The sequence below is a fragment of the Chitinophaga qingshengii genome (genome assembly GCF_014529935.1).
Classification (GTDB): Bacteria; Bacteroidota; Bacteroidia; order Chitinophagales; family Chitinophagaceae; genus Chitinophaga; species Chitinophaga qingshengii.
Genome location: NZ_JACVFC010000006.1, coordinates 61235 through 74437 on the forward strand (window position 1 = coordinate 61235; position 13203 = coordinate 74437).

A 13203-nucleotide genomic window follows, 5' to 3' on the forward strand; every position below is an offset into this window, starting at 1 on the left:
GGTAAAATCAGGCTTGAGCAGTGGGACCACCAAAATTCATGGGTACGGAAACCGGTTCCTGGTCCTGGATAGTACCATGAACAGACTCATACTTCTTGATATTATCCTGTAAGGCTTTCATGAAGCGCTTGGCGTGCTGGGGAGTGAGAATGATGCGGGATTTGACCTTAGCCTTTGGCAGGCCGGGCATCACATTAACAAAATCCACTACAAATTCGGCATTCGAATGGGTGATGATAGCGAGGTTAGCATATTGTCCTTCTGCAATCTCTTCATTTAACTCGATGTTAAGCTGACTCTGTTCTTCGTGCTGATTTTCCATATCTGTATGATTTAGCCCTACAAAAATAGAAAAAGAGGGCTCAAATGAGCCCTCTTTTTTTATAGAAAGGGGTTAAATGGTGTTTTTACTGGTCCCACCACATTTTAGAGGTGAGGGAAATACCGGTAGGCACATTGCTTTTGTTATAGGAAAGTTCCGACTGCGGATAAGGATAACGCCTGGGAATTTCCTTGCCAGGATTCTTGGAGGTCAATACAGGGTACCCTGTACGGCGCCAATCGGTGAAGTTTTCCGCCTGCAGATACATGGCGTAATACTTCTGCGTCATAATCAGCTTTAGCTTATCTTCCGCACTGGCATTCGGATTGTATTTCACCTCCGGTTTGGTCAGATAATCACCCGGATCAGTTTTCACAGAAGCAAAAGAGCCCAGTACCCCTGCTTCATAATACTTTTGAGCGTCTGCATCGTGTCCCAGGCGGGCATGGGCTTCTGCCAGGATAAAATTTACTTCATAGTCAGTTATCAGGTACACCGGAGAATTTTTAGAATCGTAGGCGCCTCCCAGATAAGGATCTACCCGCGGATCTCCCAATGCATTCATCGCTTCAAACATGGCAGACTCACCATAAGTAACATAGCCGGGACGCTGGTCATTGAACTGTTGAATGGGATTAGCCCTGGTAGGGTCGGCGAGGAAATAAATCTGTGCTATTTCCTCCGGCTTGGTAATGATACCTCCTGCCGCCCCCGCCGCATCAATCACTTTCTGCGCGTAACCAGCAGGATCTTTTTTGGTAAGATGGATCAGGGTACGCAGCCGGTAGGAATTGGCAAATTTGATCCAAAGCTTAGTACTTCCGCTATACATCACATCATTATCCCCGGGCATAAGGCCCAGTTGCGGCTGCTGCAGATCGGCGATGCCGGCAGTTAACAGGCCATCTATGGCTTTATAGATATCTTCCTGCTTATCATATTTAGCCTGGAATTTAAAATCCAATCCCTTAAAGCCGTCGCTATAAGGTATATCACCCCAAAGATCAGTGGTGGCACCCAATACATAGGCGGTCATTATTTTACTGGCGCCGCTAAAGAAATACCATTTTTGAGCATCTGACTTTTTGCGCAACTCCACCAGGTCATTCAGCACGCCCTGATAGATGCTACCCCAGCAATTGGTCAGGTTATCAGCTACAATCTGGTATAGCTGATAGTTTTTAAATTGTTGGCTGGTGCCATCTACCTGGTTGGTGAGGAGGCTAGCGGTCAACGCCACATCAGCACCTCCCAAAACAAAGCCGGTAGTTACCTGTGCGCCTGTCAGGATTGCCGCCGGCGGAGCATCCAGGGGACTATCGCGGTTTTCGTTAACATCCAGATATTTTTTACAGCCGGATCCCAAAGCAAGTAGGGCTGCCAAACCCGCACTCACCAGTGTTTTATTGAGAATAGTCATAACTTCTGTTTTACGATTTTTCAATTAGAACTCAAATTTTGCACTAAAACCATAGGTTTTGGAACCAGGGTTGTTGAAATAATCAAACCCTTGTGCTTCCTGTGTACCAAACAAACTGGTTTCCGGATCTACGCCAGTGTATTTGGTATGCAACCAGAGATTTCTTCCTATAGCCGTTACCGTTACTGCATTAAACCAGGGTTTTTGTTTTTTGAAAATTTTGGCGCCGGAGAGTCTGTAGCCGACAGATATTTCACGCAGCCTTACCCAGCTACCGTCCTGGATGAAGGGTTCATTTACCACAAACCCGCTGCCTACACCAGAGTAGTAGTCAGCATTCAACGGGGCGGAGATATCATTTTTTTCACCTTTGGATACTAAGTTGTTGCTACCGTCCATATGGCCTTTCACACCTTCAAATACTTTTGAGGTACCTCTTTCCAATGTATTGGCGCTGGTACCAAAGTTTGTCATGGCGCCCCAGGTACCATTCCACATACTCTGACCTTGTTTGGTCTCAATCATAAAGCTCAGGATAATGCCTTTGTAGTTGAAGGAATTGGCAACAGATCCGGACCATTTGGGGTTTACATCGCCCAGGTATTGCAGTGGATCGTAAATAATCGGATAACCATAACCGGTTTGATCGTTTGGATCGTCATTAATCACCAGACGGCCCTGCGCATCTTTCACATAACCGGTACCATACAGGGAACCATATTGTTTGCCTACGATAGCCGAAACGAAAATACCGGTGAAACCGTTGAAGTCGAACCGGTCAATACCTTCAGCCAATGCCAGTACTTTGTTCCTGTTCTGTGCGTAGTTAAAAGTAAGGTTCCACTCAAGGTTTTTGTTGCGGACCGGGGTAACGCCCAATGTCACCTCATGGCCATGATTTTGCATGGAAGCGGCGTTCAGAAAGGCATTGCCGTAACCACTGCTGGGCGCTACGTTTACACGGTTCAGGAGATCTTTACTTTTACCAGTGTAATAAGTGTAATCCAGTGTAACCCTGTTGTCAAAAAAGCGTAATTCGGCGCCTGTTTCAAACTGGGTGGTTTTTTCTGCTGTCAGGTTGGGATTACCCAATGTTGAACTCGTGGAATATCCTACCAGTCCATTGTAAGGAAATTTGATACCATTTGTCCAGCCGTCTCCGGGAGCAGTTCTGTTATAGTAAGTGAGCAGGCTGTAAGCGTCGAGACCGCGGCCCACGCTGGAAAAGGCGGCCCTGATCTTACCGTAGGACAGTATATTGCTTTTGATATTCAGCCCCTCTGTAAATACATAACCCAGGCTGGCGGAAGGATAGAAGAAAAATTGGTTCTTCACCGGTAAGGTACTGTTACCTTCATAACGGCCAGTCAGCTCAAGAAACAAATAATTACTGAAGGCAACATTGGCTTTGCCATAAAAAGCCACTCTGCGTTGTTGGGAGTTGGAGATACTGATATTATACACACCCGTGTTCGTAACTCCCTGGAAGTTATTACCACTCAAACCATCCCCCTGCGTGTGCATGTATTTGGTCGTATAGTCGTAAACGTTTTGACCTACCAGGAAAGAGTAATCGAACTTACCCGATTTTTTGGTAAACGTAGCAAACAGGTCGTTGTTGATCACCATAGTGCTCAACTGATCTTCAAAATATTGGCCATCAGGAAAACCACCAGAGCCTTTGGAATAAACCTGTTTACGGTTATCGAGGGAGTAATCGCCGCCAAATCTTTCTGTGATGCTCAACCATTCAAAAGGTTTATACACACCGCCAACTGTACCAAAGAAACGTTGTACATTATCACGGTAAGGGTTCATGTTAACCGTCCAGTAAGGGTTGTCATAGATACCTCTGCCACGATAACTGCGCTGGTCGCCGCTATTATCACCAAGGATATAGGCGGATGGATCGGTAGGATCAGTCACGCCGTTGGAGTTATCAAAGGTGGGCGTTGTTCTCAGGAGGCCCAGCATGATACCACTCAGGTTACTACCTTGCTGAGCGCGTTTACCACCTGAGTTAACATAGTTCATGGTGGTGAACACGCTGAATTTATCAGTAAACTTATAATCTGTGGAGAAAGAGATGGTGTTCTTTTTAAAATCAGTCAGCGGGATCATACCTTTCTGATTATAGAGGGAAGCCGATACACGGTACCCCAGGTTGGGGGTTCCTCCGCTGATAGCCAGATTATGCTGAGTACCAAGGCCTGTCTGGAAAAACTTATAGGGATCATAAGCGATAGCCGGTTTACCGCCTGGATTTTGGCTTCTACCCACCAGCATACCGTTTTTGTCCCATAAGTATGGTTTACCATCAAATACCAGCGTATCGATAGCCGGACCGAAGGAGTAAGCTTTAGGGCCTCCGGGGTCACCGGGATGAAGCAGCTCATCATATCCCTGAGCATATTTGTTTTGCCTTTCTGGTAACTGGCTTACTTTATCGAAGTTCACTGTAATGCCGTAAGACACATTGAAAGACCGGCCATCGGGATTTCTTTTTCCCTTTTTAGTGGTGATGATCACCGCACCGTTGGATGCCTGGCTACCGTATAAAGCCGCGGCTGCAGGACCTTTCAGAATGGTAATATTTTCCACGTCATCCGGGTTGATGTCAATCATCCTGTTAGACTGTAATACGCCGGCAGTACCTGCGCCATCACTTTCTGTATTGGACTCCGTATTATCTACCGGTAAACCATCAATAACGAATAAGGGTTGGTTGCTACCGAGGATCGTAGTAGCACCGCGGAGCTGTACTCTCACCGGTGCGCCGGGAGTACCCGAAGCAGTAACAATACTGGCGCCGGCCACTTTACCGGAAAGGGAACTAAGAGGGTTGGAAGGAGCTGTCCTGACTAATTCATCGCCCTTTACATCCTGGGCGGCATAACCTATTGCTTTTTTATCCTGGCGGATACCTAATGCAGTTACCACTACTTCCTGCAAGGCTTTGGTGTCTACCGGCAAGGTGATATTTAAAGTAGTGTTATCGCCCACCACCACCTCACGGGGCAGAAATCCCACGCTTCTCACTACCAATACCGCTTTGGCGTCTTTAACCGTGAGGCTGAAATTTCCCTGTTTGTCTGTAGTAGTTCCGGTAGTTGTGCCTTTAATTTGTATGGTAGCCATGAGCACGGGGCTTCCGTCGCTGCCCTTTACGGTACCTGTCACATGCCGTTCCTGGGCGTAGGAGAGGCTGACAATTGCCATGGGCATGGCAAAAAGGAGTAACACCTTTTTCATAAAAAGATTCAAATTTTGGTTGAAAAAGAAAGCGGACACCCGTCCGTCATATTATATCGTTGTCTTAAACCCAGGCATATACAGCATAACTATATACACCACTATCGGCATCAATATTCTTAGTTCGACATTAAGTAAACTTGTAGAGCAACAGCAAAAACCACTTTCAATAAAGTCACAAGCAAACAAAATTAGGACAGCAGGTTAGCAACAATCACTGCTAAAGTGCACAGCTTTTCTAAAGATAAAAGCGGCTCATTGGTCGATGATTTTTTAGGATTTAGATTTTGGTTGAACATCCCCAAGTTATAAAAAAAAACCTTTCTGTCTCCTTTTGTACTTAACATTTTTTTAACAGCATGATACGCAAAGATCATAATTTGTTAATATTCAATAATTTATCAACATAAAAAATAACATTGACACTATGTAATCTTACCATGTTCGCAGCAATTGAAGCTGGACACGCGTCTTCGTACTACCTGTCACGGTTTCCATGGATGTACCAGGTACCTGTTTACCAGGGTAAATAGCTTGGTTTACCCTCAACCAGCAAGACAAATGGCGGCCGGCCTTCCATTTCGCGTTTAGGTAGTATTGCCAACCATTACCATAAAACATCGATACGGCGTTGTCATATAACACGCTGCGTTCATAAGCGTATATCCGTGAATTATATCCTCCGGTACCAAAACGCGCCAGCCTTACATCCAGGGTCAACGGCCATCCCTGCGGGCGCCAGGCTGTTTCCACATAGCACATCCATCCTGTTTCATTACCGGCGGCAGCCTGATACCTGCTGTATTCCGCTCTTCCTTTGACCTGCCAGCTACGGCCATAGGCGATTTCCCCCTGTATTCGTACATGCATCAAAGTTATATCCGTTAAAACTTTCAGCGCATTGCCCGGTAACTTACTGTTCTCCGCGTGGGTAGCACTACTTACGCGTGCTAACCACCGCTGCCGTTTATTAGGCGTATAAATCGCCTGCAAAGAAAAATCGTGCCCTTCCGAAGGTGCGTCTGCACGATATTTCAACCAGGGGAAATGAAAAAAATCAGCATACCCTTCCATCTTCCAGCGGGGACTGAGTAACAGGCTGATACCGGTATACCATCCCTGTTCATTGACTGTCCGGTAGCCATCACCAAAACCTTTGGCATAAAAGGACTGGTAAGCTTTGTCGTAGTAGCGGTATATCATCGACACATCCACAGCTGGTGTTACACTCGCCAAAGCACCCTGCACAAAGGCCGGTTTACCGTTATCGCTGGCAGCGGCCTCCCCGAAGAAATGTACATTTTGCCAGTAGGCCGCATAGTCCATGCTGGCGGCGGTTAACTGTGTACCCATAAACTCAAACTGATTATAGGGCTTTAGTTCCTTTTGCAGCGACGGTGATAACCGGTGCGTTACCATATTGGCGCCCAGTTGCCAACGCCTTCGCTGGTAGCGGACATTGCCACCACCGCTCCACTGCTGCACCGTTCCTTTACGAAGCAGTTCCGCCACCGTACGATGATATCCGGAACGCTGCAAAGCCGTGGCAGTATTATCTTCCAGGCTATCCCCTGCCGTCACGGTTCCATCCAGCCGGCGAAAAGATACAAACGCCGTCGCCTGCCAGGCCCGTTGCGCCCAGGTGGCGGCCGCGCCACGAAAAAAATCATTTTCTCCTGCCGAGGTATGCGGCCGCAGGATATCACCTTGCCGTTTTACCAGCATGGGTGCCGCTCCTTTTCCGTAGGCCTGTGCCTGCCACTGTAGCAATCCCTGTCCCAGGTTCACCGTGTAATCACCCAGTGCAATGGTTTTCAATGCGCCTATATTGTGCACAAATACATGCGCGCTGTAATAGTCAAACCCATGTTGCCTGGGAAACCCTCCCCATGGCTCACCAGGGTCTTTTTCCATGGTAATGCCCCAACTGATGTACCGCGGAAAACTGTAACGGTAACGCAACAACAGTTTATCCGGGCTGCCCTGGTAAGCTGGCGGCGCGGTACCGCTGCCCAGGTAACCACGTGCCTTTTCCAGTTGCCGTCCGTAGCGCAACAGTAACGAGTGTCCCCCTTTATGCAGGTAATCATGCATGTTATAATGCGGCATCAGGTCATTGCCCACTTTTACGTAAGGCAGCAGCTGCCGTATCAGTTCCGGCTCAAACCCCGGCACGGCCTGTAATTCGTAGATACTAACCAGGTTTCCCAGCAGGCGCCGGTAAGTAAGGAACGACTGTACCTGTATGTCTGTCAGCACGCCTAACGACTGCAACGTGGCTTCATCCGCCGTATTAAGCTGTATTTTATGCCGCATAAAGTCTTCCAGCTGCTGCCAGTCTTCATCATCCTCTGAGGTGGCGTCGGTAGCTGCGGTTTCGTTCTCCAGCGCATTTTCCAGGACAGCGGGCAATAGTGGTTCCTGCCTGGCGGCCGCCTTCTCCCAGCTACCACACAGCAGTAACAGCACACCGGTTATTCTGCACCATCCCGCTGCCATATGATAGTGGTTGAAGGGGTAATGCCCAATTGCGGGTGAAAGCCGGCTGCGAACATGATCTGCAGCGAATGCCAACGAATGGTGATACCGGCATGCTGAAAGGGCGCACAAGTGGCAATTCCCCATTGCAACGCCAGCGACGGGGCAATCCGGTAGCTGGCCGTTGCCTTCACCCACGCGGTTTCATTGGCGGCTTTTCCTGTTTCGGCAGTGAGCAAAAAAGCAGCAGAGGCTTCAAAACCAATACCAGCGCTATACTCAGTAGTTCCCGGGCTGGAATGGCAGATGCGGAAACCGGTATGCCATTGTTCATCGGCATGCCATAATAATCCGCCCGTGATGGTCATTCCATAACCGCTGCGATACCCCGGCAGCACCTCACTGGTATAAGTTCCTCCCAGTCCCAACCCGATTTTTCTTCCCAGCGGCATACCATAAGCAGCACCCAGTGCCTGCCGGTAATAAGCGCTGCTGCCCATACGCGCCAGCTGCAGACCGAAAGCGCCGATACCAGCAGGAATAGCTGCCATCAACTGATAGAGCGGAACTTCCTTTAACAGAAATCTTTGTTCAGCATAAACACCTGCCGTAAATGTATGCAGGCAGGATAAGCCGGCCGGTTGCCAGGCCGCGGAAGCCACGTTCTGAAAACGACGGCTATAACTGCCGCTGGCAGGATCTTTCCCGGTTGGCATCCATAAAGGCTGGGCATACGTCATCAGAAAGGATGACACACTAACAATGGTCAATAACAATGGTTTCATAGCGGGGTTTTAACAAACATTTCTCGTACAGCACAAACATACGACGCGGAAAAATGAAGAATGTTAATTACTTCTTAACGCGGGAAAATTTTTTCTATAAAAAACAAAACCCCGTCCGGCTGTTGCCAAACGGGGCTGAATAAGCTATTGCGGAAGGGATTAAAAAAGTCCGTACAGCTGGGAGTCTATCTTCGAAATAATTTCTCCGAGGTCTTCATCGCTCTCCGGAAATTTATTTTTGTCGATATCAATCACCAGCAATGGTCCTTCTTCGTATTTCTCAATCCAGTTATTGTAATATTCGTTTAGCCGTTTGAGATAGTCGAGCCGGATATTTTCCTCATACTCTCTGCCTCTCTTCTGGATTTGCGCTACCAGCGTAGGAACGGAAGCCTGCAGGTAAATCAGCAGATCGGGAGGTTTCACCATGCTTTTCAGCGTCTGGAAGAAATTAAAATAGTTGTCAAAATCCCGTTTGGTCATCAGTCCCATCTCATACAGGTTAGGTGCAAAAATGTGCGCATCTTCATAGATGGTACGGTCCTGTATCACGGTTTCTTTTCCGTTCTGGATTTCCAGCAGTTGTTTCAGCCTGCCGTTCAGAAAGTACACCTGCAGGTTAAAAGACCAGCGGGGCATATCTTCATAGAAGTCATTCAGATAGGGATTGTGCTCAACATCTTCATATTGCGGATGCCATTTGTAGTGGCGGCAGAGCATTTCGGTGAGGGTGGTTTTACCCGCGCCGATATTGCCGGCGATCGCGATATGTTTGATTTTATTTTGTTTTGCCATGCTAAATGTAAGGTCGTGAATACTGAAAATTGCTGACAGTAGCGGTTTCTCAATAGTAGTTTAAACCAATCAGGTTTCTGGCCTGTTGCAAAGTTTGTGCCGCATTTACCCGGGCTTTTTCAGCACCTTCTTTCATGATCTTACGCAGATAAGTAGGATCGGCCTGCAATGCTGCTGCTTTTTCGCGGATAGGGCTGATAAATTTCACCATATCTTCACCCAGCTGGGTTTTCATATCACCATAACGGATACTGCCTGCATTAAAGGCATCTACATAAAACTGAACAGTATCAGGTGTAGATACCAGTTTCATGATCTCAATCAGGTTAGCCACGGATTCAGGCATCGGTTCACCCGGTACGCCACCGCTATCGGTTTTAGCCTTCCTCAGTTTCTGGCGGATTTGCTCATCGCTGTCAGACAGATAGATGGTAGCCATTTCGTTTTCGCTCTTGCTCATTTTACCGCCTTTACCATCCAGGCTCAGGATACGCACCAGGTTATCGCCATAGTTAAACGCTTCCGGTTCAGGAAAAAGATTTCCATAACGTTCGTTAAAACGCTGCGCGAAGTTGCGCGCCATTTCCAGGTGTTGTCCCTGGTCCTTGCCTACCGGCACTTTCACCGCACGCTGAATGAGGATATCTACGCTCATCAGCACAGGGTAGGTCAACAAACCGGCATTCACATTTTCCGGCTGCAATCTTACCTTGTCTTTAAAGGTCGGAACTCTTTCCAGCTCCCCTTTGTAGGCGAGCATATTCATCAACAGATATAACTCTGCTATTTCCGGTACATGACTTTGTGCATACAGGGTCACCTTTTCCGGGTCCAGGCCGGAGGCGATATTTTCTGCCAGCACCCGCATTACATTGGCCTGCAGGTCTTTCGGATTGGGATGTGTTGTCAGCGAATGCCAGTCTGCCACAAAAAAGTAGCAGTTAAACTCTTCCTGCATCCGGATATAATTACGGATCGCGCCAAAATAATTGCCTAAATGCAAATAACCGGTGGGGCGTATGCCACTCACCACAATTTCTTTTTCTGTAGCCATAACAGGGCGCAATTTAAAGAATAGCTGTTAGCTTTTAATAATCCCTTATCCACCGATCTGTAAAAAAATCCGGTAAAATCCCGAAAAAGGCGATGGCAGGCAATTGAAAGCTGTCCGTTTATCCCTATTTTTGAGATACCATCATTTTTGGTGTTTATATTTTATTATTTTTTGATTTAATTTGATTATGGAAGTGAACGACGCCCTGGTACAACAGTTAGCTGATCTCGCCAGACTGGAATTCAACGAACAGGAGAAAACCGCCATCCGTGGCGACCTGCAGCGGATGATCACCTTTGTGGAGAAACTGAATGAGCTGGATACCACCCATGTAAAACCGTTGTTGCACCTTACCGCCGACTATAATGTTTTCCGGGAAGACGCCGTTAAAACCGGTATCACCCGGGAAGAAGGCCTTCAAAACGCACCTGCGGCTACCCCGGAATACTTCGAGGTGCCGAAAGTCATAAAGAAATAACCACATGCAAAAGTCCGTTATCCACCTCGAAGACATCAGAAAAAGCTATTTTTTAGGTAAAAATGAGCTGCCGGTACTCAAGGGGGTATCCCTGGACATCTATAAAAATGAGTACGTGGCGTTGATGGGCCCTTCCGGCTCCGGCAAATCCACCCTCATGAATATCCTGGGCTGCCTGGACTCCCCCACCAGCGGCAAATACATCCTCAGCGGCCATGACGTGAGCAAAATGGAAGATAATGACCTCGCCGTCGTTCGCGGCAAGGAAATCGGGTTCGTTTTCCAGCAGTTCAACCTCATGCCCCGCCTCACCGCCCTGGAAAATGTGGCGGTACCCCTCATCTACGCCGGCGTCGGTAAAAAAGAAAGAGAAGAAAAAGCCCGGATGATGCTCGAAAAGGTGAAACTGGGTGACCGCTATAAACACAAACCCAACGAACTCTCCGGTGGCCAGTGCCAGCGCGTAGCCATTGCCCGCGCCCTCGTTAACGACCCGGCCCTTATCCTCGCCGATGAGCCCACCGGTAACCTCGATACCAAAACATCTGTCGAAATCATGGAAATATTCGGTGCTATCCATGCTTCCGGTAATACTGTGGTGTTGGTTACACACGAGGAAGATATCGCCGATCACGCCAGAAGAGTCATCCGCCTGAGAGACGGCGTCATCGAGTCTGACAGGATCAACGAGAAAAAAGAAGCCCTGCTCAAATCATGACGGCCATGTAATTCGTATTTTGCAGAAAAAAACATGGCCCTTAAGATATACACCAAAACAGGCGATAAAGGCAAAACATCCCTGATCGGCGGTACCAAAGTACCCAAAAGCGACCTCCGCATAGATGCCTACGGCACCGTCGATGAACTCAACTCCTACATCGGACTGGTGAACGATTACATGGCAGACCCGGATACCAAAGCCCTGCTGAAGGAAATACAGGACCGCCTGTTTACCATCGGCGCCGCACTGGCCTGTGATCCCGACAAGGAAACCAAATTGCTGATACCCGACCTCCATGAAGCAGATATACAGCTGCTGGAAACCAGCATCGACAAAATGAATGAGGAACTGCCTCCCATGAAGTTTTTTGTGCTTCCCGGCGGTCATGTAGCCGTATCTACCTGCCACATCGCCCGCTGCGTATGCCGCCGCACGGAAAGACTCTGCGTAGGCATGCAGGAACATGGTATGTTCGTGGAACCGCTCGTACTTAAATATATCAACCGCCTGAGCGACTACCTCTTCGTATTGGGCCGCTGGACCGGCCACAAGCTGGGCGTGGAAGAAATCCCCTGGAAACCAAGGGTATAGTTTTTTTCTTAAATTCGCTACATGTTTACAGGAATCATTGAAACAACAGGAGAAGTTATATCCACCCGCAAAGACGCCGGTAATCTTATTATCAATATCAAATCGTCTATTGCCGGTGAACTGAAAGTAGATCAAAGTGTTTCTCATAACGGTGTATGCCTTACCGTTACCAACGTACAGGGCGATGTCTACGAAACCGTAGCCGTGGCCGAAACATTGCAGAAAACAAACCTGTCGCTGCTCATACCAGGCGCTAAGGTTAACCTGGAAAGAGCCATGGTGTTCAACGGCCGTATCGACGGACACCTGGTGCAAGGTCACGTAGATGGCACCGGTACCTGCGTTGCCCGCGAAGACCAGAACGGCAGCTGGTTATACCGCTTCAGCTATCCCACCGCCAACGCAGGCCTGATCGTGGAAAAAGGAAGCATCTGCATGAATGGTATCAGCCTCACCGTATTCGATATCACCGATAAAGAATTTTCAGTCGCGATCATACCATATACGTTTTCTTTTACCAACGTACAGTTCATGCATCCGGGACACCTCGTCAACCTGGAGTTTGACATTCTCGGGAAATACGTAGCCAGACAAATGTCGGTACGATAAAACAACCGGACTTTGAAAAAACACCTGCTACTGTCTATATCATTGTTGCTTTCCCTGCTGGCACATGCCCAGCAGGCGAAAGTGACACGTATCAACGCCTGGTACGACAGCACCGCCGTAGCGGAGCTGTATGACCGCGTTCCCATTGGCGTGGAACTGGTATACAACGACAATAGCACCCGTCAAACAACCGGGCTGCTGCGGGGCAATATCCGCTGGAATAAAATACAGGTCAGCACTTCCAATGGCAATATTCAAAATGGGATACTCTCTTTCAACCGGCAGCAACTGGCGAAAGATCATTATCATATAACCATTACCGTTAGTGGAGAAAGTACAGAGCCACTATCCGCCACAATTACCTTACCCCGACTGGTAGGCTTGCGTTTTAATCACTATGCGGACAGCATCAAACGCAACATTCGCTATTACATGAACGTAGAAGGGAAATTCAGCAGCGGCCGCGTGCTGCCGCTGGATACCGTGCAGCTTCGTTTCCGGACTTCCACCGGCACGGTTATCGGACAGGATGTATTGGTAGAGCAAAATGACTCCGCAAAGGCAGTCATCATAGAGGCATGGTACAAACCTAACCCGGAACTGTATATCCGCTCGGAAGTACCGGTTAAAATAATGCCCGACCCGGAACTGCCGCCCCCACCGGGACAACCCAGGCCCCGGGGCCGGCGCCACTAAGA

General features: G+C 48.2%; 12 protein-coding genes. 5 read left to right on the forward strand and 7 right to left on the reverse strand.

Annotated elements, in window-relative coordinates:
- Positions 1-7 precede the first annotated feature (7 nt).
- The 7 genes from ICL07_RS29620 to trpS form a co-directional block, all read right to left on the reverse strand.
- Positions 8-322, reverse strand: coding sequence for a DUF3467 domain-containing protein (locus tag ICL07_RS29620; protein ID WP_188091692.1), 315 nt, complete (start codon positions 320-322; stop codon positions 8-10).
- Positions 323-407: 85 nt separating this feature from the next.
- Positions 408-1742: a SusD/RagB family nutrient-binding outer membrane lipoprotein gene (locus tag ICL07_RS29625; RefSeq protein ID WP_188091693.1), complete on the reverse strand. Its 1335-nt coding sequence runs from the start codon at positions 1740-1742 to the stop codon at positions 408-410.
- Between the two features lie 24 nt (positions 1743-1766).
- Positions 1767-4994 carry a SusC/RagA family TonB-linked outer membrane protein gene (locus ICL07_RS29630; protein ID WP_188091694.1) on the reverse strand — a complete coding sequence of 1076 codons (3228 nt, stop codon included), beginning with the start codon at positions 4992-4994 and terminating at the stop codon, positions 1767-1769.
- 435 nt (positions 4995-5429) lie between these two features.
- Entirely contained in the window at positions 5430-7493 is a 2064-nt protein-coding gene (locus ICL07_RS29635) for a ComEA family DNA-binding protein (RefSeq protein WP_188091695.1), read from the reverse strand.
- Entirely contained in the window at positions 7469-8257 is a 789-nt protein-coding gene (locus tag ICL07_RS29640; protein ID WP_188091696.1) for a hypothetical protein, read from the reverse strand. Before ICL07_RS29640 ends, ICL07_RS29635 begins: the two co-directional genes overlap by 25 nt.
- Positions 8258-8416: 159 nt before the next feature.
- Positions 8417-9052, reverse strand: coding sequence for a deoxynucleoside kinase (locus ICL07_RS29645; protein ID WP_078667058.1), 636 nt, complete (start codon positions 9050-9052; stop codon positions 8417-8419).
- 49 nt (positions 9053-9101) lie between these two features.
- Complete coding sequence (gene trpS / locus ICL07_RS29650; RefSeq protein WP_188091697.1) at positions 9102-10106, reverse strand: tryptophan--tRNA ligase; 1005 nt, start codon at positions 10104-10106, stop codon at positions 9102-9104.
- A gap of 187 nt (positions 10107-10293) precedes the next feature.
- On the opposite strand from trpS, the gene gatC reads away from it, so the two are divergent.
- Genes gatC through ICL07_RS29675 form a run of 5 tightly spaced genes read left to right on the forward strand, consistent with a single transcriptional unit; the run spans position 10294 to position 13201 of the window.
- Positions 10294-10584 carry an Asp-tRNA(Asn)/Glu-tRNA(Gln) amidotransferase subunit GatC gene (gene gatC / locus ICL07_RS29655; RefSeq protein WP_188091698.1) on the forward strand — a complete coding sequence of 97 codons (291 nt, stop codon included), beginning with the start codon at positions 10294-10296 and terminating at the stop codon, positions 10582-10584.
- A 4-nt stretch (positions 10585-10588) separates the two neighbouring features.
- Complete coding sequence (locus ICL07_RS29660; RefSeq protein ID WP_188091699.1) at positions 10589-11302, forward strand: ABC transporter ATP-binding protein; 714 nt, start codon at positions 10589-10591, stop codon at positions 11300-11302.
- A gap of 33 nt (positions 11303-11335) precedes the next feature.
- Positions 11336-11896 carry a cob(I)yrinic acid a,c-diamide adenosyltransferase gene (locus tag ICL07_RS29665; RefSeq protein WP_188091700.1) on the forward strand — a complete coding sequence of 187 codons (561 nt, stop codon included), beginning with the start codon at positions 11336-11338 and terminating at the stop codon, positions 11894-11896.
- A gap of 21 nt (positions 11897-11917) precedes the next feature.
- Positions 11918-12505 carry a riboflavin synthase gene (locus ICL07_RS29670; RefSeq protein ID WP_188091701.1) on the forward strand — a complete coding sequence of 196 codons (588 nt, stop codon included), beginning with the start codon at positions 11918-11920 and terminating at the stop codon, positions 12503-12505.
- Between the two features lie 12 nt (positions 12506-12517).
- Entirely contained in the window at positions 12518-13201 is a 684-nt protein-coding gene (locus tag ICL07_RS29675) for a hypothetical protein (RefSeq protein ID WP_188091702.1), read from the forward strand.
- Positions 13202-13203: the final 2 nt, after the last annotated feature.

Excerpts from the sequence above, each read along its gene's own strand:
- ICL07_RS29620 (WP_188091692.1), bottom strand. The coding sequence starts at position 322 with ATGGAAAATCAGCACGAAGAACAGAGTCAGCTTAACATCGAGTTAAAT.
- gatC (WP_188091698.1), top strand. The coding sequence starts at position 10,294 with ATGGAAGTGAACGACGCCCTGGTACAACAGTTAGCTGATCTCGCCAGA.
- ICL07_RS29670 (WP_188091701.1), top strand. The coding sequence starts at position 11,918 with ATGTTTACAGGAATCATTGAAACAACAGGAGAAGTTATATCCACCCGC.
- ICL07_RS29640 (WP_188091696.1), bottom strand. The coding sequence starts at position 8,257 with ATGAAACCATTGTTATTGACCATTGTTAGTGTGTCATCCTTTCTGATG.
- ICL07_RS29625 (WP_188091693.1), bottom strand. The coding sequence starts at position 1,742 with ATGACTATTCTCAATAAAACACTGGTGAGTGCGGGTTTGGCAGCCCTA.
- ICL07_RS29635 (WP_188091695.1), bottom strand. The coding sequence starts at position 7,493 with ATGGCAGCGGGATGGTGCAGAATAACCGGTGTGCTGTTACTGCTGTGT.
- trpS (WP_188091697.1), bottom strand. The coding sequence starts at position 10,106 with ATGGCTACAGAAAAAGAAATTGTGGTGAGTGGCATACGCCCCACCGGT.
- ICL07_RS29660 (WP_188091699.1), top strand. The coding sequence starts at position 10,589 with ATGCAAAAGTCCGTTATCCACCTCGAAGACATCAGAAAAAGCTATTTT.
- ICL07_RS29665 (WP_188091700.1), top strand. The coding sequence starts at position 11,336 with ATGGCCCTTAAGATATACACCAAAACAGGCGATAAAGGCAAAACATCC.
- ICL07_RS29645 (WP_078667058.1), bottom strand. The coding sequence starts at position 9,052 with ATGGCAAAACAAAATAAAATCAAACATATCGCGATCGCCGGCAATATC.
- ICL07_RS29630 (WP_188091694.1), bottom strand. The coding sequence starts at position 4,994 with ATGAAAAAGGTGTTACTCCTTTTTGCCATGCCCATGGCAATTGTCAGC.